Origin of the sequence: Pseudolabrys sp. Root1462 (assembly GCF_001426945.1) — a bacterium.
In the GTDB taxonomy this organism is placed as follows: domain Bacteria; phylum Pseudomonadota; class Alphaproteobacteria; order Rhizobiales; family Xanthobacteraceae; genus Pseudolabrys.
In genome coordinates this window covers 614841-635854 of the sequence record NZ_LMFS01000001.1, presented here as the reverse complement: position 1 = coordinate 635854, position 21014 = coordinate 614841, and the positions used below count along the sequence as shown (strand labels likewise).

Here is a 21014-nt window from a genome sequence, read left to right as displayed (position 1 = left end):
CTTGCAGGCAGTCCCGCCACGCTAAAGCCACCCTTTGGACCATCCTATGGATCGATCCCGTGTGCCGCAATGTTGGGCAATGCTGGGCCGATGGTTACGAAGCCTTATTTTGCAGAAGCCAGCGAAGATCAGCCAATCTGTTCTAATCCAGCGTACAGCCGCCGGCCGGCCGTTCGCCCGCCTGTTTAGCCGTTAAGAGGAGCTCCCTTGAAAGGCATCATTGCAACGCTCGCCACGGTGTGGCGCATCGCCAGCCCCTATTTCTGGTCCGAGGACCGCTGGGCCGGGCGCCTGCTGCTCGGCGCGGTCATCGCCATCGAATTGACCATCGTCGGCATCACGGTGTTGCTCAATTCCTGGAACGCCAATTTCTATAATGCGCTGCAGAACAAGGATTGGAATGCGTTCGTCTACCAGCTTGGCTTTTTCACAATTCTGGCGGCCCTTTTCGTCGGCCTCGCCGTTTATCAGCTCTATCTCAACCAGTGGCTGCAGATCCGCTGGCGACGCTGGCTGACACGGCATTATCTCGACGAGTGGCTGGCCGGCGCCAATCACTATCGCATGCAGTTGTCGGGCGAAGCGGCCGACAACCCCGACCAGCGCATCGCCGAGGACGTCACCTCGTTCGTCTCCAGCACCTTGTCGATCAGCATCCAGTTACTCAGTTCGCTGGTCACGCTGTTTTCCTTCATGGTGATCCTGTGGAATCTGTCGGCGGCGGCGCCGCTGCATCTGTTCGGCATCGACTACAACATCCCCGGCTATCTGCTGTGGGCCGCGCTGTTCTATGCCGTCATCGGAACGGCGCTGACGCATCTGATCGGCCGGCCCCTGATCGCGCTCAATTTCCAGCAGCAGCGCTACGAGGCCGACTTTCGCTTCAACCTGGTCCGAGTGCGCGAGAACGCCGAGCAGATCGCCCTGCTCGAAGGCGAACCCGCCGAGCGCGACCGGCTGCTGATGCGATTCGGCAATGTGGTGTCGAACTGGCTCGCCATCATGTCGCGGCAGAAGAAGCTGACCTTCTTCACCGCCACCTATTCGCAGGCGGCTGTGGTATTTCCGTTCATCATGGTGAGCCCGGCTTACTTCGCCGGCGCCATGCAGCTCGGCGGCCTGATGCAGACCGCCAATGCGTTCGGCCGCGTGCAGGATGCGCTGTCGATCTTCGTCACGCTGTATCGCAGCCTGGCCGACTGGCGCGCCGTCATCGAGCGTCTCGACGGTTTCGACCGTTCGGTCGCGAGCGCCCAGGCGCTGGCCGTGACGCCCCCGGTGGTCGCGGTCGAACCCGGCGACGGCGGCGCCGTCACCATCAAGGAGCTGGCGGTGAAGCTGCCGAACGGCACGCCGTTGATCGCCGCCCGCGACCTGACGATTGCTGCCGGCGACCGCGTCCTGGTCACCGGGCCCTCCGGGTCCGGCAAGTCGACCTTCTTCCGCGCGTTGGCCGGGATCTGGCCGTTCGGCTCCGGCACCATCCATGTGCCCAAGGACGCCAAGATCATGATGCTGCCGCAGCGGCCGTACTTCCCGATCGCGCCGCTGGCCGCCGCGGTGGCCTATCCGCTCGAACCGGACAGCGCCGATAACGCGGCCATTGGCGAACTGATCGCCGCCGCCGGCCTGCCGGCGCTGGCGGCACGGGTTGAGGAGGAGGCGCACTGGAACCGGATGCTGTCGCTTGGCGAACAGCAGCGCCTGGGGATCGCCCGCGCCCTCCTCCTCAAGCCGGATTACCTGTTTCTGGACGAGGCCACGGCATCGCTCGATGAGGCGGCGGAGGCCAGCGTCTATCGCCTGCTGCAGGAGCGGCTGCCGGGAACGACCATCGTCTCGATCGGCCACCGCTCGACGCTGGCCGCGTTCCACCGCCGCCGCCTCAATGTCGAGCGCGATGCCGAGGGCGGCCGGCTTAGCGAGGGCACGCTCGCCGCGGCGGAGTGACCGGATCGGCTGCCACGCCCGCCCAGTCTGACGACGAAGCAAGAAAAAACGGCGGTCCTTGCGGGACCGCCGTTTTCTTTAGGTCTTGCTTTGGCCGGTGAAGGCCGATGCCGTTCGGCTTACTTGAGGGCCGAGAGCGTGGTGTCGAACTTGAGCGACGCAATGAAGGTGTCGCTGCACCAGCGGTTCGACGAGTTCGGCGAGTTGGTCGCCAGGAACGCCGCGCACTTGTCGTCGCTCTGGTTGGTGCCGTGATAGCGCAGGTCCAGGGTCAGAGCCTTGTAGGTGAAGCCGATACCGGCGTTCCAGTAGGTGTAGTCCGGATCGAGACCGCCACCCGCAACCGCGCCGGCGGGGCCGAAGCCAGCGGCGACGAAGCGGCTGCCGTCGATCCACCAGTGACCGAGTTCGCCGCTGATGAACGAACCGATACCGTTGTAGGTCCATGGCGTCGTCCACTTGGCGGTCAGCGATGCGTAGGTTGCGCCGACATTGCCGCCGCCGACGCCGACGGTGCTGAAGGTCTGGCTGTAGTTCAGCAGGTCCGGAGTGTAGAAGACGTTGGCGCCGACCGACAGGTCCGGCGTGATAGCGTAGGCGAACTTGCCGTAGATTTCATAGAAATCGCTGTCGCTGGTGAAACCGTTGAAGGTTTCCTTCGGGTAGTAATAGTAGATGAACCCGAGGTCGACCGAGAAGGCGCCGAAGGTGTTGCGCCAGCCGCCGTACAGATCGACTTCAGCCGACGGATCGGTGAAGCCGAGATTTGTCGGCCAGCTGACGCCGTAGGCCGCGATGCCGGCGTAGAGCGTGCCGAAACCGATCGAGAGCTGCGGCTCGAAATAAGCGCCGCCCGAGAAGCCCCGGTTCGACTGCGAGACGCCGCGGAAATTATAATCCGACATCACGACGCCGCCGACGGCGATATCGAAGATGCTCGGCGCGGGCGCAGCGACGACCTTCTTGGCCTTCACTGGCATATCCGCGGCAAACGCGGGCGCGGCGGACAAAGCGACCGCGGCGAGAGCTGACAACAAAAGCTTCTTCATAGGACCCTGCCCCTTTGCATTTCGATCGACGCAACGCCGATCCACCAACACCACCCCTTTGCGTTCTCAGCAGGCCATACCCCCGGCCGATGCTGTAGATGCCTTGACGCAATTTGGCGCGCGTTGGGATATTTTTCGTCTGGAGTCATGCAAATCAGCAAGCCAAAAACATTGGCAGTTGCTGCCTTATTAGGCGAACGGGCCGACTTTCCAGAGATTCAAAAACCTGTGTTGCACCGATGCCACATATTTCAAACAAGCAAAGCCCGAACCAGACCGGTCATTTGGCCCATTTTTGCTGGCTTTTTCGGAATGGTGGTCATCGATTCCTTAAGGGCATGGACGGCGCCCGCCCCCTCGGCCGTATAAAACAAATAAAAAAGCCGACCTGTTGTTACAACAGGCCGGCTTATTCATTCCGGTATCGGGACCCGATTCGAGGGACTAAGCCGCCTTCTTGCGGTTGGCGGCCAGGAGTTCGTCAACCAGCGCTACGCCGGCATCGATGACCGGATGGCTCAGCCCCTTCTGCTTGGCAATGAGCTGAACCAGCTTGTCGGCCCGTTCGATGTTCGGCGCACCGTTATAGAGGGCGCGGGCGGCCGACGCCGGACGCGACAGGCTTTCCGCCGCGGCGGCATATTTCTCGAACGGCACAAGATCGGACGGCGCAGCCCCGAGCTTTACGCACAGGTCGAACACGAAATTGTAGACCGAACGCGACTCCTCGATGTTGGTATGCACCGCTTCCTTCGCCGTGCGCATGCCGTCCTTTGTGATGCAGCGATAGTTGCCGGCAAGCAGCATCGACCACTTGGCAAGCGGCACGAAAATCGAATCGTAGACTTTCAGCTTCACCGGCAGTTCGATCTTGCCTTCCGGCGCGTCGAAGCGTGCGGCATCGACATCCTTCTCGAGCTGGCGGATCAGCGCGGTATCCTTGTCGTCCGTGAAACGCGCGCATTTGAAGTTGGTCGGCAGCGTCACCAGGAGCTCGTTGGCCTTGCCGTCGGGCGGACGAATCGCCTGCGGATCGGGGCTGTTGAGCGTGATCTTGTTGGGGTCGACCGAGTCCCAGACCGACGCGTCGGTGTAAGCCGCCTTCAACGGCTCATAGTCCAGACCCGGGATGCGCTTGATGTAAGGCAGCGGCGGCATGTTCATGATCGACATGCACGGCTTCTTCGATTTGCCGACCGCGTCGAGCAACTGACGCACGCCCTCGGAGCGATACTGCGGCTCCTGCATGCACAGGCCGATGAGGTCGTAGTCGGCCGGGTTGACGCCGGCCGCCGGTCCGGCGGTGACCTTGCCCGGCAGCTTGCGCGATTCGAGCAGCACCGGCTCGGCGCGGCCGCGTATCGGCAACTTCACCTTGAAGCCTTCGGCATTGATGAGGTCGGCTTCCGCCGGCAGGCAGACCAGGTGAATCGAATGTCCGCCGAACAGCAGCTTCGAGGCCAGCAGCGACCCATAAGATGCGCCCATGAGTAGAATTTTGTGCGGCATGGATTGAGTCTCCCTCTCGCTTTTTTGGACGGTGCCATTCTGGGTGCGGGCCCGCAGGCCGCAGAGCAGGCAATCTAGGCGGCATGCCGCAGCGATGCAATTGGCGCCGCCGCGGGCCTCAGGAGCGCTCGTTATCGGCGATCAGCGGCGGGGTGCGCCGCGGCAAACCCGGGATCATCGCGGCGAGCGCGGCGAAGGAGCGCCCGAAAGGCGCGATGAACTCGCCGGTGATCGTGTGCGCACCGGCCTCGCTCGGTTCGACGCCGAAGGTGAGCTTCTCGGGCGCCTTCGAGGGAACATGCAGGGTGCCGAACAGCCAGTCCCAGATCGCCAGGCAACTGCCGAGGTTCTTGTTGAAATGGATCGGGTTGGTCGAATGATGGACCTGATGATGCGCCGGGCTGATGAACAGGCGACCGAGAACCCCACGGAACGCGATCCACACATGCGTGTGCTGCAGATGCACATAGGCGTGAATGAAAACCACGAGGATGATGTTGTTGCCGGAGAGCACGTATTGATAGGTCGTATCGCCGAACATGTAGGCGCCGACGCCATTGGCGATCGCCGCAGTCACGGCCAGGATGTTGCCAAAGACGTAGGTGTCGAGTGGATGCATGCGGAAGGTGGTCAGCGGCGTCAGGACCTCGGCGCTGTGATGCACCTTGTGCAGTTCCCAGAGGAACGGCACGCGGTGCTTCAGGTAGTGATCGATCCAGTAACCGAGCTCGTAGGCGAGAAACATCATCACAGTGATCGCAGACCGCGACGCCCAGACCGGCCAGGTCGATGGCGCGGGCTTGCCGAACACCGCGACGAGCCCATCGAGCACGCCGTTGGTCAGGAACTGGTACGAGATCGCCGCCAGGCCGAAGATGCCGCCATAGACGAATGTGTTGAACAGACAAAAGCCGAAATCGGCAACGGTGGACGGACTGCGCAGGATGCGGCGCGGGAACAGCGCCCTCAGAAGTGCCGGCAAGCGCAAGCGGCGGCCGCGGCGAAGACGCTGCCAAATAAGAAACGTCGCGGCGATGGCCAGCGCACAGAGCAGCGAATTGATCGAGAATTCCGACCCGACCGAGAACAGTACATTCGTCAGGTGGTCGAAATTGCGCTTCAGCGCGGCCCACAAGAACTCCAAGAGCCTGTCCTCGCGTCGTTAGGATGCGCGATCGTAGCCGGGCCTTGGTAATGATTTGCTTACGGCAGAGGGCCGAATTTCCACGTTATCCGTAAGCATGACGGGCGGCCGCCAGCCGGCAACCGCCCGTCTCATGTTTGCTGAGGCGAACGACCCGCCGCCTAGTTGCCCTCGCCCGGGCCGTCGGAGCTCGGCATCACCGGCGCCGAACCCATCGGCGGCGAGACCGCGGGCGCGGCCTTCGGGGCGGCCATGGAAGCGGCCTTGGGAGCAGCCTTGCGGGCCGCTTTCTTCTTCGGCGCGGTCTTCTTGGTGGCTTTCTTGGCGGTCTTCTTTGCCGACTTCTTCTTGGTTTTCACCATGCCCTTCTTCTTGGCAGGTGCAGCCTTCTTGGTCTTCTTCTTTGACGTCTTTGCAGCCTTCTTGCGCTTCTTCGCCATGATCGACCTCCGATCGGTTTGGGCTAATCCAATCAAATGCCGCGGCCACTGATTCCGCGGCCTACATCAAACCTGTCCGATGACCGTTTGCCGGAGCCGTCACTTGGCTTGCGCCCTGCCGCACCCGCACCTCGGCCACCTCGCGCCCTAGCCGGCGCTGGCTTCGCCAAGGCTGATACCTTGTCGGGCGAGCGGCTCCGGCACCGGGCCGCCGGTCGCCCAGTCGATCAGTTCGACCGTGTGGACGACCGGTATCGACGTTCCGGACGCGATCTGAGTCATGCAGCCGATATTGCCGGCCGCGATCACATCCGGCTGGAGCTGTTCGATATTGGCGACCTTGCGGTCCCGCAGCCTGGCCGCGATGGCCGGCTGAAGAATGTTGTAGGTGCCCGCCGAGCCGCAACACAAATGCCCCTCGCCGATATCTTTGACGACAAAGCCGAGCTTGGAAAGCAAATCTTTCGGCGCATGCACTATCTTCTGACCGTGCTGCAATGAACAGGCGGCGTGATAGGCAACGTTGAGCGGCCGCGCCGTTGCCTGAGCGGCAAGTCCGAGCGTAGCGAGATACTCGCTGATATCCTGAGCCAGCGCTGAAATCTGCGTCGCCTTGCCGGCATAAGCCTCATCGTTCCGGAACATGTGGCCGTAGTCTTTAATCGTGGTGCCGCAGCCCGATACGGTGACCAGGATGGCGTCGAGCGGTTCGCGCTCGATCTCCCGGATCCAGGCGTCGATGGTGCCGCGGGCCTGCGCAAAGGCCTGCTCCTCGCGGCCCATGTGATGGGTCAGCGAACCGCAGCAGCCTTCACCCTCGGCGATGACGACCTCGATGCCGTGCCGGTTGAGCGTGCGTATCGCGGCTTGGTTGGTCGAAGGGCTGAGCACCGGATTGATACAGCCGCCGAGGAGCGCGATGCGCCCTCGCCGCTCGCCCGCCGCCGGAAACACCTTGCGGGTGCGGTCCGACGGCGGCGCCGGCGACGTCGCCGGCGTCAGCCGTACCATGGCGGCGAGCCGCGACAGGCCGAGAGCGGCTAAGGCCGCCGCGAATGGCCGCGCCAGCTTGCCGCCGACCACCGCGAGGCGGAACAGGCTCTGGTCGGTCAGGACACGCGCCAGTATCGACCGGATCAGGCGGTCCGCCAGCGGGCGCTTGTAGGTCTTCTCGATATGGTCCCGGGCATGATCGACCAGATGCATGTAGTGCACGCCGGACGGACAGGTCGTCATGCAGGACAGGCACGACAGGCAGCGGTCGATATGCTTGACCGTCTCCCGATCCGCCGGCCGGTCGTTCTCCAGCATCTCCTTGATCAGATAGATACGGCCGCGCGGGCTATCGAGCTCGTCGCCGAGCAGCACATAGGTCGGGCAGGTCGCGGTGCAAAAGCCGCAGTGCACGCAAGCCCGCAGGATCTGATCCGCCTCGGCGATCTGCGGATTGGCGAGCTGGGCCAGCGAGAAATTGGTCTGCATAACGTCTCTTATACCCCTGCCCACATGCGGCCGGGATTGAGCACGGCCTTGGGATCGAAACTTTCCTTCACCCGCTTGCTCAGGGCCGCGAGCCCCGGCTCCTGCGGCTGGAACACGTCGAGCGAGGCGCGCAGCGCGGCTGGCGCGCGGACGAGCGTGGCATGGCCACCGAGCTCAACCACGGCGCGCCGGATCGAGCCGGCATCGGCCTCGCCCTCGAACGGCATCGCCACCCAGACCAGACCGCCGCCCCAGTCGTAGAACATCTGCGCCGCCGGTGTGATGAGGTCGACCAACCGGTGCGCCTGCGCGGGCGGCGTGGAGATGCGCCAAAGCGGCCGCGCCAGCGCGCTGTCGGCAGCGAAGGGCGCCACCTGGCGCACGCTGCGCCAGAGCTTTTGTGAACCGGCTGCGTCGAGCGTCACGACGTAACCGAACGACTGCAGCAGCTTGGCGAGCATGCCGGTGCGATGCGCGACCGAGGGCGCCACGCCCTCGAGCCGCAGCACGGTCGCGGCTTCCGCCTTCAGCAGACCGTCGAAATAGGACGCCACATGATCCGGCAGATGCGCGGCGGCGGAAACATCGCAGGACGAGCCGAGGGCCGCCGCCATCGCGGCGCAGGCCTGCCCGTCATTCAGGCCTTCGACAACCACCGTCGCTTCGGTCTCCGGCTTGGGCAGCACCTTGATGGTGACATCGGTCATCGCCGCGAGCGTGCCCCAGGAGCCGGCCAGCACCTTGCACATGTCGTAGCCGGTGACATTCTTCACGACGCGGCCGCCGGACTTGATCGCTTCGCCGCGGCCCGTGACGGCGGTGACGCCGAGAAAATGGTCGCGCGCCGCGCCGGCCTTGATGCGGCGCGGTCCTGCAAGGTTGGTCGCAAGGACGCCGCCGATGGTGCCCTGCCCCGCCGGTTGGCCAAGCAGCGGCCCATAATCCATCGGTTCGAAATCAAGCTGCTGGTTGTTATCGTCGAGCAGTTTTTCGATCTCGGCCAGCGGCGTGCCGGCACGCGCGGACAGAATGAGTTCGTCGGGTTCGTAGAGCGTGACACCGGTGAACGACGATAGGTCGAGCGTGATATCGGTCTGGCTCGGCCGGCCCAGCGCGCGTTTCGAGCCCGAGCCGACGAGCTCAAGGGTCTTGTCGTTGCCAACCGCCCAGCGCACGGCTTCTTCGGCTTGATGGATATCGGCAGGCTTGAGGACGTCGGTCACGAACGGGTCTCGACAATTCAGGGACAAAAACGATTGGACATGACTGACGTCAAAACCGCGGCAGGTCCGGGAACGGCACCTGGCCGCCCGAAATGTGCATGCGACCCAGTTCGGCGCAACGGTGCAATTGCGGGAACACCTTGCCGGGATTGAGCAGCCCCTTGGGGTCGAACGCGCATTTGACGCGCTGTTGGGCATTGAGATCGATCTCGGAGAACATCGTTGGCATCAGGTCGCGTTTTTCGACGCCGACGCCGTGCTCACCTGTGAGCACGCCGCCGACCTCGACGCAGAGCCGCAGGATGTCGGCGCCGAACTCTTCGGCGCGATCGAGTTCGCCAGGCTTGTTGGAGTCATAGAGGATCAGCGGATGCAGATTGCCGTCGCCGGCATGAAAGACATTGGCGACGCCGAGCCCGTATTTTTCCGACAATTCCTTCATGCGCCTGAGCACCAGCGGCAGCTTGGCCCGGGGAATGGTACCGTCCATGCAGTAATAATCCGGCGAGATGCGGCCGGCGGCCGGAAATGCCGCCTTGCGCCCGGCCCAGAACAGAAGCCGCTGCTGTTCCGAGGTCGAGGCCTGGCATGACACCGCGCCACAATCATTGGCGATCGCCTCGACACGAGCGATCAGGTGATCGACCTCCGCCGCCGGCCCGTCGAGTTCGACGATCAGCAGCGCCTCGACATCGAGCGGATAGCCGGCGTGAACGAATTGCTCGACGGCGTGGATCGCCGGTTTATCCATCATCTCCATGCCGCCGGGGATGATGCCGGTGCCAATGACCTTCGACACACAAGCGCCCGCCTGTTCCGACGTCGGAAAACCGATCAGCACCGCGCGCGCCGTCTCTGGTTTCTTGAGGATGCGCACCGTCACTTCGGTGACAACACCGAGCAGGCCTTCCGAGCCGACGACGAGGCCGAGCAGGTCATAGCCCTCTGCATCGAGATGCTTGCCGCCGAGTCGCAGGACCTCGCCGGTCATCAGCACGATCTCGCAACCGAGCACATTGTTGGTCGTCATGCCGTATTTCAGGCAATGCACGCCGCCGGAATTTTCCGCGACGTTGCCGCCAATGGTGCAGGCGATCTGCGACGACGGATCCGGTGCGTAATAGAAGCCCGCATGCGCCACGGCATTCGATACCGCGAGATTGGTGACGCCGGGTTCGACGACCGCGACGCGGTTCTCGAAATCGATCTCTCTGACCTTATTGAACTTGGCCATGCCGAGCAGCACGCCGTCTGCAAGGGGCAGAGCCCCACCGGACAATGAGGTTCCGGCGCCCCGGGGCACCACCTTGATGCCGTTGTCCTGGCAATATTTGAGGATTTCCGCGACCTGTCGGGTGGTCTCGGGGAGCACCACGACCATCGGCAATTGCCGATAGGCGGTGAGACCGTCCGATTCAAACGGCTTCATCTCGCGCTCGCGGTCGATCACGCCCTCGCCCGGCACAATGGTCCGCAGCGTCTTGACGATCTGGGCGCGGCGGCTCAGGACTGCCGCATCGGTTTCCGGCATTTTGACCGACATCAATAAGTCTCCGGTCTCAGGTCATATCTCAGCAACTGTCATCAGCGACGATATCAGCCAATCGCTCGGGTTGACACAGGGCGCCGGCAGAAGCATTCAGCTATTGGAATATAAACGAACCAGGGCCTGTTGTCGCCCGAACCGCGAGAGGAAAGACGCAATGAGCAAGACCTGTTTCTGGGCCCCGGTGATGGCAGCGGCGGTGCTCGCATTGACCGTGCAAAATTCAGCCGCTCAGGATGTTGCCGCCGGCGAGAATTCCTTCAAGAAATGCCTGCCATGCCACTCGATCGGCGAAGACGCCAAGAACAAGGTGGGCCCTGAACTGAATGGCATCGACGGCCGTCATTCCGGCACGGCGCCGGGCTATGCCTACTCGGACGCCAACAAGAATTCCGGCATCACCTGGAACGAAGAACAGTTCCTTGATTACATCAAAGACCCCCGCGCCAAGATCAAGGGCACCAAGATGATCTTCCCGGGCATCAAGAACGAGACCGAAGCAAAAAGCCTCTGGGCGTATCTCAAGCAGTTCGACGCCTCCGGCAAGAAGAAGTAGCGCCAAGACCGCTGCAGCGGAAATCCGGAATCGGCCAATCTCACGAAACTGTGCTATTGGTCGCGCGGCGCTGGCGGCGGACATGACAACGCAAAGCGCGGTAGCATTTGACCTTGGTCAAAGCTGCCGTGCAAAGAACCGAGCATAAACCAGCTGCCAATTACGGGCGCAGGTCGCAAGGGAGGCTGTCATTATGATCAAGGATATCATCGTCAATCTGGGCTTGGGCGCCAAGGATCCCGCAGGCGATTTCGCGGTCGCGGTCGGCGAAGCATTCGAGGCGCATGTCGCCGGCATCGCAGTATCCTATGAGCCGATCATTCCCGGCGCCGTGATGGGCGGCATTCCGCCGGAATTCATCGAAGCGCAGCGCAATGAAGCCGACAAGAAGGCCAAGGACGCGATTGCGCGTTTCGAAGCCGCCGCCAAGCGCTCCAGCCTCTCCGCGGAAACGCGCGTCGTGAGCGCCAGCGTCTCCGGCGCCGCCGACCAGTTCGCCCGCATCGCGCGGCGTTTCGATCTTGCCGTAGTCGGCCAGGCCGATCCCGCCGAGGGCATCCAGGACGAAGTGATCGACGAGGCCGCCCTGTTCGAATCCGGTCGACCCGTGATCCACGTCCCCTTCATCCACAAAGGCGGCCTGAAGCTCGACCGCGTCATGGTGTGCTGGGATGGTGGCCGGGCGGCGACTCGCGCCGTTGCCGACAGCATGCCTTTCCTGCGTAAGGCCAAGCAGATTGAAATCGTGATCATCGGCAGCAAGGCCGGCAAGGATAACGAAATTGCCGGTGCCGATCTGGGCCAGCATCTCGCGCGACACGGGCTGAAGGTAGACGTCAAGCGCATCACCTCGCCCGATATCGATGTCGCCTCGACCATCCTGTCCTACGCCGCCGATTCCAGTGCCGACATGATCGTGATGGGCGGATATGGCCACTCGCGGCTGCGCGAATTTGTCCTCGGCGGCGCCACCCGCGGTATCCTCGAGAGCATGACCGTCCCGGTCCTGATGTCGCACTAGCGACGGTCCGGCTTGACGCCCATTCCTGCCTGCGCAGGAATGACTGCCGATTGAGACAGGAACCAACACCCGGTCTCCGCATTGGCGGAGACCTGTGGAGGAACATGCTCAGCCGCCACGTCAAACTGCTCGACGGCGAAATGGTGTTCTTCCGGCCGCTAAAGCCCGAGGACGCCGCGCTCTATCCCGATTTTCTCAGCGACGTCACGATGCCGGATCTGCGGCTGCGCTTCTTCGCCGTGATGCGCGAAGTCTCCCCTGAGATGATCGACAAGCTGGTGCACTACGATCCGGCCCACGCCATGGCCTTCATCGCGCTCGACGCCGACGGCCGCATGCTCGGCGTGGTGCGGCTGCATGACGACGATGACGGCAAGGCCGGCGAATTCGCCATCCTTCTGCGCTCGCATCTCAAGGGGCACGGGCTCGGCTGGCTGATGATGAAGCACATGATCGCCTACGCCAAGGAGCACGGCCTCAAGACCGTGCATGGTCAGGTGCTGGTCGAAAACACCACCATGCTGCAGATGTGCGACGAGTTGGGCTTCCACAGCACCAACGACCCTGATGAGCCCGGCGTCAAGCGCGTCGAACTGCCGCTCGCCGAAGTGCCCGAAGACGCGATGGCGTGAGGCTCAGGGCAACACCACCTGCGCTACGAGACCGCGCGCCCGCGCATCAAAGACGCCGAGCGCCCGCAGCGACAGCAGGGTCACCGTCTGCACGGCCTCGCGCGCCGCGGCGGCGTCCTCATAGACGGGTGCCAGCGGCCCGAGCAGGCCTTCCATCAGCGCCCCCACAATGGCCGGCGCCGCCAGCCGCGCGTCCTGATCCGGCAGGAAACGAAGGCCGATGGCTATGTTGATGCGCCGCTCCAGTTCGTTGGCCAGCGACTGACGGAAGTCGAGCCGCATGACATCGACTTGCGGATCCACGGCCTCACCGATGACCGCCCAGGCCAGCCGCCGCTCGGCCAGCGCCCGGGCCGAAAAGCGCGCGATCGCCGACGCCAGCGCCGACAAGGGCCCCGGCGCGGCGTCGGCCGCCGTCTGCATGGCCTCGAGTTCACGTCCGGCGACAGCGGCGATCAGTTCCGCCACCAGGTCGTTCTTGGTTGGGAAATACCTATAGACCGTCCCGGCGGCGATCCCCGCCCGGCTTGCGACCGCGGCGACCTGCACCGCCGCCATGCCGCCCTCGCCGGCCAGCGCCATGGCGGCGTCCAGGATGGTCTTCTCGCGCTCGGCGAGCCGGCGGACGATATTTTCCGTGCGGCGATACGGCATCGGAATGAGTGAATAGTGATTCACCCAAGCTTGGCAAGCGCCCGGACCGGTGGACGGCCCGGCGCCTGCGATTATTTGCCCGACAATGCCTTCTCCCGGATCGCGCTCATCGACAAACCAGGAGTGAGCGGCTCGGCATCGACCTTGAGGTGGATGATCGACGGCAGGCCAGACTTTTGCGCGGCGGCAAAGGCGGCCGGGAAGTCGGCGGTCTTGTCTACGCGGACGCCGAAGCCGCCGAAGGCCTTGGCGTAAGCGACGAAGTCCGGGTTCTTGAGGTCGGTGCCGACAACGCGACCGGGATACTCGCGCTCCTGATGCATGCGGATCGTGCCGTAGGTGCCGTTGTCCCAGAGGACGACAATAATGCCGAGACCAAACTGAACCGCGGTCATGAAGTCCTGGCCGGTCATCATAAAATCGCCGTCGCCGGCCACGCAGACCACCGTCCGCTCCGGATAGAGTGTCTTCATCGCCAGCGACGCCGGCAGGCCGTAACCCATCGAGCCCGAGGTCGGCGCGATCAGCGTGTTGTTGCGGCGGAAGCGGTAGAAGCGGTTGATCCAGGTGGCGAAGTTACCGGCGCCATTGGTGATGACCGCGTCCGGCCCGAGGTTGTCACGCAGCCACACCATCACCTCGCCGAGGTTGATCGTGCCGGGCTGCGACGTCGCCTTCTCGCCCCAGGCGAGGAAATCGGCATGCGCGGTGTCGGCTGCGCCCTTCCAGGCAATCTCGTTCGGCGGCTGCAACCCTTCGAGCGCCGCACAGAACGCGGTCGGCGAGGCGTTGATCGCCAGCGCCGGATGATAGACGCGGCCAAGCTCCTCCGAGCCCGGGAACACATGCACCAGTTTCATCTGCGGCACGGGAATATCGAACAGCGTGTAGCTCTGCGACGACATCTCGCTCATGCGGTCGCCAATCAGCAGCACCAGATCGGCCTCCTTGACCCGCGCCAGCAATTTCGGATTGGGGCCGATGCCAAAGTCGCCTGCGTAACAGGGATGCATCGCGTCAAACAGCGGCTGGCAGCGAAACGTCGTCGCCACCGGCAGCGCGAAGCGTTCGGCAAAACGCATCATCGCCGCGCTCGCCGCTTCCGACCAGCGCGAGCCGCCGATCAGCGCGATCGGCTTTTTCGCCGCCCACAGCATCTTCTGCAGCCGGCTCATGTCATTGAGACCCGGCCAGGTCTCGACGGCTTCGAACGCCGTGGCGTTCGGCACCACCGCCCGGTCCGTCAGCATGTCCTCCGGCAGCGCCACCACCACCGGACCGGGCCGGCCGTTGCAGGCGGTGAAGAATGCGCGGGACACGATCTCGGGAATGCGCGCCGCATCGTCGATTTCGGTCGCCCATTTGGCGATGCCGCCGAACACCTGACGGTAATCGAGTTCCTGAAACGCTTCGCGCTCGCGCATGTCGCGGCCGACCTGACCGACGAACATGATCATCGGCGACGAATCCTGCCGCGCGATGTGGACGCCGGCCGACCCGTTAGTGGCGCCCGGACCGCGCGTGACGAAACAGATGCCCGGCCTGCCGGTTGCCTTGCCGACGGCCTCCGCCATCATCGCGGCGGTGCTCTCGTGCCGGCAGATCGTCAGCTTGATCGGCGCGTCATGCAGTGCGTCGAGCGCGGCGAGATAACTTTCCCCCGGCACGCAGAAAGCGTGCTTCACGCCATGCAGCACCAGTTGATCAATCAGGATTTCGCCGCCGGTGCGGGTGCCGTCGTTGGAACGCATGAGGGAAAGCTCCGATATCGCCGCGGGTCGGGCCCGCCGTCGCCTGAACGCGCCCTCTATAAACGATCGGCGGCAGGCCCGCGAGGGGCTAAATGCTGCGCTTCGGAATCGGCGGCGCGAAGGCCGTCGGCGTCATCAGCGAATTCTTCTGCTCGAGGATATAGCCGGCCCTGGCGCTCTCGCTGAGGTAATTCTTCCAATCGGGATCCTGCGCCATGCGCCCGCGCTTTTGCTCGCGATCGGCGGCGCTATCATAGACCCAGACGTGCACTATGCTGTTGAGTTCGCCGGTTTCTGCCTGTGCGAAGCATAGCGGCTCACCGAGGTACTTCAGCTGCACCGGATAACCCAGCCTGCCGTAGAGCTCGAGATGGGGCGCCATGCAGCCCGGCTTGATCTTGTAGGTTCGAACGTCGAGCAGCACGCGCGGCCCTCCCTGTTTCCATCCGTGTTACGGCCGCGTCATCGATTGCGCGGTTCGCTGCACTGTCCCGGGCAGCACCGCAGCGGTCAATAGAGATTGCCGACGATCAGCCTGTGGTAGATGGCACAGTTTCGTGCGGCCGCCCTTTGGTGGCCACCGCCCGTTCGGACCGCTGTTCCGCCGGCTTGCGATAATGCGACAGGTTGCTCGCGGTATTGACCAGCGCCAGATGCGAGAAGGCCTGCGGGAAATTACCGACCTGCCGGCCGGAGCGCGGCTCATATTGCTCGCTGAGAAGGCCGAGATCGTTGCGCAGCGCCAGCAGCCGCTGGAACAGATTCTCGGCATCATCGATCCGGCCGAGCATCAGCAAAGCATCGGCAAGCCAGAAGCTGCAGGCCAGGAATACACCCTCGCCCGGCGGCAGGCCGTCGTCCGTTTCGCCCGTGTCATACCGCAAGACCAGCCCGTCGCGCATGAGGCGCTGCTCGATCGCCTCGACCGTGCCTCGAATGCGCGGGTCTTCGGGCGGAAGGAAACCCAGCACCGGCAGCAGCAGCAGGCTGGCATCGAGTTGGCGCGAACCGTACGCCTGCGTGAAACTGTTGAGTTCGGCGTTATAGCCTTGCTCACAGACGTCCCGATGAATGCGGTGCCGCACGGCGCGCCAGTGGGCCACCGGGCCTGGTAGGTTGTGCATCTCTGCGCTCTTGATGGCGCGGTCGAAGGCCACCCAAGCCATGACCTTCGAATAGGTAAAGTGCTGGCGCTCGCCGCGCACTTCCCAGATGCCTTCGTCCGGCTGAGTCCAGATGGTTTCCAGATGATCGAGCAATGCGCGTTCCAGGTCCCAGCCGGCTTCGTGATGGCCGAGGCCGCCGGTGCGCGCCTGATGCAGCGCGTCCATGACTTCACCAAAGATATCGAGTTGAAGCTGGTAATGCGCGGCGTTGCCGATCCGCACCGGCTGCGATTTCTCGTAACCGTCGAGCCAGGGCACGGTCCATTCCGTCAGGCGCCGCTCGCCGCGGATGCCGTACATGATCTGAATCTGGCGCGGGCTGCCGGCGGCGGCCCGCAGCAGCCAGTCGCGCCACGCCTGGGCCTCGTCGTAATATCCGGCATTCATCAGGGCCAGCAGCGTCAACGTCGCATCGCGCAACCAGCAGAAACGGTAGTCCCAATTGCGAACGCCGCCGATGCATTCGGGCAGCGAAGTGGTCGGCGCCGCCACCATGCCGCCGGTAGGCGCATAAGTCAGCGCCTTGAGGGTGATCAGCGAGCGCACCACCGCGGCCTCGTGCGGCCCGTCGATCTTGTTCGTGGCCGACCAGTCGCGCCAGTAACACTCCGTGCGCTCGAGACTCGCTTCGACATCGGGCGGCTCGGGAATATCGAGATGCGACAGGGCGTAAGATAAACTGAAGGTGTAGGTATCTCCGGCCTTGATCGAGAAGTCGCCGACCGTCCTGAAACCTTCGCCACGAAAAGGCACCGAAGAGTGCAACACCGCCATGTCTGGCCCCGCCACGGCGCGGGCCGTCTGCTTGCCGATGCGGGTCACCCACGGGACGGTTGCCCCGTAGCCGAAGCGCAAAATCAGCTCGCCATGCAAATCGACCACGCCGCGCTCGCCCACCAGCATGCGCATGACGTGCGAGTTGCCGTCGCGCGGCGGCATGAAGTCGATCAAGGTCGCAGCGCCGGTCTTGGTCTCGAATCGTGTTTCGAGAATGAGTGTGCCCGGCCGGTAGCGCCGGCTCACCTTGACCGTGGGATCGTGGGATCCGATCAGCCAGCGGCCATTCTCGGGCGTGCCGAGAAGCGCGGCGAAGCACGCGTCGGAGTCGAATCGTGGCCAGCACAGCCAGTCGATCGAACCATCGCGCCCGACCAGCGCGGCGCTGCCGAGGTCGCCGATCAGGGCGTAGTCTTCGATGGGCAAACTCATGCAACCTCAAATGTAATCAATGCGAGGCGAATTCCAGGACGATCTTGATGTCGTCATCGCGCCGCTCGAAGGCTTCGGACCAGCGCGACAAAGGCACGCGCCGGGTGATGAGCCGCGACAACCAGTCGCGGTTCGCCCTTGCCAGCGCATCGGCCGCCGCTGCGTAATGGCGGTGATTGGCGTTGACCGAGCCGAAGACGGTCTGGTTGTCGAGCACCATCGCCCGATTGAACACGCCGATATCGAAAGTGATCTCGTGGCCCGCCGATACGCCGGCAAGACAGACGATGCCGGCCGCCGCGGCACGTCCGATCGTCTCCTCCACCACGGGCGCGGCGCCGGTGCACTCCATCACGATGTCGGGCTGCAGTGCCTCGAGATCAGGAAACTCGTTGTGATAGGTCGCGCCGAGGTCGCGCGTCAGACCGGGTTTAACGCCACCCTTGTTGCGATCGTAAACATGAATGTCGAGGCCGTGCTGAGCACCGATCATCGCACCCAGCAAGCCGATCGGACCGGCGCCGGTAATCAGCGCCGTGCGCGGTCGCCAGGCGGCGGCGCGCTGGCCGATGCGCAGGCACTGCTCCCAGGCCTTGGCGACGACCGAGGTCGGCTCAATCAGCACGCCCAGTTCGCCGAGCTTCGCCTCGATCTTGACGGCGAATTCCGGTTCGACGCGGAAATATTCGCTGCCATAGCCGTTGCGCGCCTTGATGCCGCGCTCTGTGTAACCGCCGTTGCGACACATGTCCCATTCGCCGGCGGCGCAAGCGGGACATGGTACCGGGTCCGGCCGGCGCACAATCCCGACGACAAGGTCTCCCGCCTTCAGGCCGGAATCGGCGGGAGCTTCTTCAACGCGGCCGAGCGACTCGTGACCGATGATGAGACGGGCCTGGCCAGGCGGCGCCGTGCCGTAGTCGCCGGCGATGATTTCCCGATCGGTGCCGCAGAGTCCGAGCGCCAACGTGCGCACAAGCACCGCTCCGTCGCTTGCCGGCGGCGGCGGTACGTTTTCAAGTGTGATGGAGTGAGGCTTGCCGGGCTGGACCGTCAGAGCGCGCATTAAGTTGATCTCTGAATGATGCCCCTGCTTATATAAGCACAGGGCCGGGCACAGGTTCCCGCACGCGCAGCAGCGTCACCGCCTGCGTGCGATTGTCGCGGAGGAAACGCGGCAGCGGCTGGTCGAGCGCACGGCCGCGGCTCTCCGCGGCATGGCGCAGCCACAGACCGCCGGCGTCGTCGACGACGATGAAGCCGGAGTGGAAATAATCGAGCCCGGGCCGCCGTGACATAAAGCCGATGATGTCGCCGGTCGCCAACAGCAACTTGTGCTCGAACAAGGCACCAACCGGCAGCGCGGTCATCGCCACGCGGTGCGGCGGCAATCCCGGCTCCGAGGTCAGCCGTTTGTTCACCGTCGTGCTGCCCGGCAGCGCCAGCGGACGACAGACCTTGTTAGCGATATTGTTCGCGCACCAATCGGCGAAATAGTGATTTCGCGCGTGCCATTCGACGCTGCCGTCGCGGTAGCGGATCAGGCGGAGTTGCGACGGCAATTGCGACGTATCGCGCGATCGCGCCGCCGCCAGTACGGTCTCGAGAAAGGTCACGCAATCGAACACGTCGTCGCGGACCACCAGACGCTCCGGGCGGCGCGGTCCTCCGACCAGGGTGTGAGCGCGATAGGGCGAGCCGAGCAGCGCGTGCGAGATAAAGGCGACGCGCATCGCGATCGAAGGCAGGTGCGACGCCTGGCCGATCAATTTGTTGATGCGCGCATCGCGCACCGGGACCGGCGTCAGTGCCGCAGCCGGCGCAATTCCGCTCATCGCCACCGCGCCGCCGGCCATCGCGGCCAGCATGTTGCGTCGGGTGATGGCGCCCGGTGTCATCGCGTCGCGCCGCTAGTCCTTGATCAAAACCAGGCGGTCGGTGCCGGACTCGGCAGCCCACAATTCGCCGGGCCGACCGAGCATCTGGCGCACGTCAGAGCGCTTGCGGTTGCTGGGGAAGCGCTCGAACTTTTCCGTCGCCGGATCGAAACGCACAATGGCGTTCACATTCCAGTCCGACAGCCAGACCTTGTCCTTGTCATCGACGAATACGGCATAGGCGCCGTTGTCGGCATCCGGCAGTTTCCAGACACGCCACACCTTGTTGAGCGGATCGTATCGACCGACCTCGCCAGTGTTCCAGAAGCTCACCCACAAGATGTTTCTCGAGTCGGACCAAATGCGGCGTGGCCCAACGCCGGGGCGCGGCGGCGCCACCACCAGCGCATCGCCTGACACGGTGTCGATCTTGGCAATATGATCGCCGGCGAGCGAGGCGTACCAAATCTCGCCGTTCGGTGTCGTGGTGATGCCGTAGGGGCCGACGCCCTTCGGCGCTTTCCACGCGTCGACCTTGCCGGTTGCCGGATCGACGCGGCCATAGACGCCGTTCTGGCCGGTGAACCAGAGGACGCCCTTGCGGTCGAAAGTCGCGGTGTTGAGATTGGCGTTGGGGAATGCCGCCGGCAGCGGAAACGCCTTCACTGCTTTGGTGGTCGCGTCATAGCGCACGATGGCGTTGAGCCCGCCATCGGTGATCCAGGCAGCGCGGTCCGGTCCGAGGATGACGCCATGCGGCGCCGAATCCGCGCCGAGCGACACTTGTGTCACCTTGCCGGTCCTCGGATCGAGAATGCCGAGCGCGCCCTGGTGCTGCGCGGTGTACCAGACGGTACCGTCCGGCGCCGGGGCGACATCGTGCGGATGCGCGCCCTTGGTCACGTCGAAATACGACACCTCCGCCGCCGGCGCCGGCCGAGCCGTGAGCGCTATCGCCGCCACTGCCGCCATCACGAACGGGATCATCGACGTTCTCCGGCTATTCGGCGGCCTGATCGTTCGAGCCGGCGGGGCCGGTCCAGCGCGCAGCCGCCGCATCGTCATCGGCTTTGGCCTCGACCCAGCTTTTTCCACCCGCCTTCTCCACCTGCTTCCAGAACGGCGCCCGGGTCTTGAGATAGGCCATCAGGAAATCGGCGGCAGCGAAGGCGGCGGCGCGATGCGATGACGCCGTCGCGACCATCATGATGTCCTCGCCGGGCGCGATTCGGCCATAGCGGTGGATGACGATGGCGCCGGCCAACGGCCAGCGCCGCGCCGCCTCGGCGACGTGGCTCTCGATTTCGGCTTCGGCCATGCCGGGATAATGTTCCAGCGTCAGCGCCGCGATCGGCTGGCCGTTCTCGTCGCCGCGGCAGATGCCGGTGAAAGTGACAAGGGCGCCGACATCGGTGCGACCGCGCGTCAGCAGCGCCGTCTCGGCCGAGACGTCGAAGGGCTCGCGCTGGACTTTGACCGAAATTGTGGCCGGCATGGCCATAATCTAGTGGATCGCGCCCCTCTCGTCATCCCGAGGCGTACGCTGGCGCGATCACCCCCCCGTCATCGGCGGGAAAAAGGCAATTTCCTTGGCGCCCGCAATCGCGGCCTGCGGCTTCACGTGGCGGCGGTCGATGGCGGCGCGGATGACTTTGGCGTTCTCGAAGGCGTATGCATATTCCTCGCCTCGGCCGACGAGCCAGGTCATCAGATCGCCGACGGTGACAACGGCGGCGGGGAGTTCGACCTCCTCCTCCGGCTTGCCGATGCGTTCACGCACCCAGGCGAAATAGCGTAGCTTGATC

Annotated in this window: 20 protein-coding genes; 4 read left to right on the top strand and 16 right to left on the bottom strand. The window is 64.1% G+C overall.

Going from position 1 to position 21014, the window contains the following annotated elements:
- Positions 1–207: 207 nt before the first annotated feature.
- Entirely contained in the window at positions 208–1950 is a 1743-nt protein-coding gene (locus ASD45_RS03030) for an ABC transporter ATP-binding protein/permease (protein WP_056910130.1), read from the top strand.
- 119 nt (positions 1951–2069) lie between these two features.
- Here the strand turns inward: ASD45_RS03030 and ASD45_RS03025 are convergent, their stop codons facing one another.
- The 7 genes from ASD45_RS03025 to ASD45_RS02995 all read right to left on the bottom strand — a co-directional run bounded on the left by ASD45_RS03025 (position 2070) and on the right by ASD45_RS02995 (position 10340).
- Positions 2070–2999 carry a TorF family putative porin gene (locus tag ASD45_RS03025; protein ID WP_056910129.1) on the bottom strand — a complete coding sequence of 310 codons (930 nt, stop codon included), beginning with the start codon at positions 2997–2999 and terminating at the stop codon, positions 2070–2072.
- Between the two features lie 444 nt (positions 3000–3443).
- Entirely contained in the window at positions 3444–4508 is a 1065-nt protein-coding gene (locus ASD45_RS03020) for a hypothetical protein (protein WP_056910128.1), read from the bottom strand.
- Between the two features lie 118 nt (positions 4509–4626).
- Entirely contained in the window at positions 4627–5652 is a 1026-nt protein-coding gene (locus tag ASD45_RS03015; RefSeq protein ID WP_056910127.1) for a sterol desaturase family protein, read from the bottom strand.
- 161 nt (positions 5653–5813) lie between these two features.
- A complete protein-coding gene (locus tag ASD45_RS03010; RefSeq protein WP_056910126.1) occupies positions 5814–6092 on the bottom strand; it encodes a hypothetical protein in 279 nt (92 codons plus the stop codon).
- Between the two features lie 147 nt (positions 6093–6239).
- Positions 6240–7574 carry a glycolate oxidase subunit GlcF gene (gene glcF / locus ASD45_RS03005; protein WP_056910125.1) on the bottom strand — a complete coding sequence of 445 codons (1335 nt, stop codon included), beginning with the start codon at positions 7572–7574 and terminating at the stop codon, positions 6240–6242.
- Between the two features lie 8 nt (positions 7575–7582).
- Complete coding sequence (glcE, locus tag ASD45_RS03000) at positions 7583–8797, bottom strand: glycolate oxidase subunit GlcE (protein ID WP_056910124.1); 1215 nt, start codon at positions 8795–8797, stop codon at positions 7583–7585.
- A 49-nt stretch (positions 8798–8846) separates the two neighbouring features.
- The gene (locus tag ASD45_RS02995) at positions 8847–10340 is read right to left on the bottom strand and encodes an FAD-linked oxidase C-terminal domain-containing protein (RefSeq protein ID WP_056910123.1); all 1494 of its coding nucleotides are present in this window, start codon (positions 10338–10340) and stop codon (positions 8847–8849) included.
- A 190-nt stretch (positions 10341–10530) separates the two neighbouring features.
- Between ASD45_RS02995 and ASD45_RS02990 the strand changes: the two genes are divergently transcribed.
- The 3 genes from ASD45_RS02990 (at position 10531) to ASD45_RS02980 (ending at position 12552) form a co-directional block, all read left to right on the top strand.
- Entirely contained in the window at positions 10531–10899 is a 369-nt protein-coding gene (locus ASD45_RS02990; protein WP_244485427.1) for a cytochrome c family protein, read from the top strand.
- A 193-nt stretch (positions 10900–11092) separates the two neighbouring features.
- Positions 11093–11920 carry a universal stress protein gene (locus tag ASD45_RS02985; RefSeq protein WP_056910121.1) on the top strand — a complete coding sequence of 276 codons (828 nt, stop codon included), beginning with the start codon at positions 11093–11095 and terminating at the stop codon, positions 11918–11920.
- A 104-nt stretch (positions 11921–12024) separates the two neighbouring features.
- Positions 12025–12552, top strand: coding sequence for a GNAT family N-acetyltransferase (locus ASD45_RS02980; RefSeq protein WP_056910120.1), 528 nt, complete (start codon positions 12025–12027; stop codon positions 12550–12552).
- Positions 12553–12555: 3 nt separating this feature from the next.
- Here the strand turns inward: ASD45_RS02980 and ASD45_RS02975 are convergent, their stop codons facing one another.
- From ASD45_RS02975 to moaD, 9 genes are all read right to left on the bottom strand, one after another.
- Positions 12556–13206 carry a TetR/AcrR family transcriptional regulator gene (locus ASD45_RS02975; protein ID WP_056910119.1) on the bottom strand — a complete coding sequence of 217 codons (651 nt, stop codon included), beginning with the start codon at positions 13204–13206 and terminating at the stop codon, positions 12556–12558.
- Positions 13207–13277: 71 nt separating this feature from the next.
- Positions 13278–14957 (bottom strand): thiamine pyrophosphate-binding protein, encoded by a 1680-nt coding sequence (locus tag ASD45_RS02970; protein WP_056910118.1) that lies wholly within the window; start codon positions 14955–14957, stop codon positions 13278–13280.
- A gap of 88 nt (positions 14958–15045) precedes the next feature.
- Positions 15046–15381, bottom strand: a complete 336-nt coding sequence (locus ASD45_RS02965) for an NIPSNAP family protein (protein ID WP_056910117.1) — start codon at positions 15379–15381, stop codon at positions 15046–15048.
- 106 nt (positions 15382–15487) lie between these two features.
- Positions 15488–17332, bottom strand: a complete 1845-nt coding sequence (locus tag ASD45_RS02960; protein ID WP_056910116.1) for a glycoside hydrolase family 15 protein — start codon at positions 17330–17332, stop codon at positions 15488–15490.
- Between the two features lie 16 nt (positions 17333–17348).
- Positions 17349–18398 carry a glucose 1-dehydrogenase gene (locus ASD45_RS02955; RefSeq protein ID WP_056910115.1) on the bottom strand — a complete coding sequence of 350 codons (1050 nt, stop codon included), beginning with the start codon at positions 18396–18398 and terminating at the stop codon, positions 17349–17351.
- A 28-nt stretch (positions 18399–18426) separates the two neighbouring features.
- Complete coding sequence (locus ASD45_RS02950) at positions 18427–19230, bottom strand: N-acetylmuramoyl-L-alanine amidase-like domain-containing protein (protein ID WP_082540612.1); 804 nt, start codon at positions 19228–19230, stop codon at positions 18427–18429.
- 12 nt (positions 19231–19242) lie between these two features.
- On the bottom strand, positions 19243–20196 hold the full coding sequence (locus ASD45_RS02945; RefSeq protein WP_056910113.1) for a hypothetical protein: 954 nt from the start codon (positions 20194–20196) through the stop codon (positions 19243–19245).
- Between the two features lie 13 nt (positions 20197–20209).
- Positions 20210–20704: a molybdenum cofactor biosynthesis protein MoaE gene (locus ASD45_RS02940; RefSeq protein ID WP_056912560.1), complete on the bottom strand. Its 495-nt coding sequence runs from the start codon at positions 20702–20704 to the stop codon at positions 20210–20212.
- Between the two features lie 57 nt (positions 20705–20761).
- Complete coding sequence (gene moaD / locus ASD45_RS02935; protein WP_056912559.1) at positions 20762–21013, bottom strand: molybdopterin converting factor subunit 1; 252 nt, start codon at positions 21011–21013, stop codon at positions 20762–20764.
- Position 21014 lies beyond the last annotated feature (1 nt).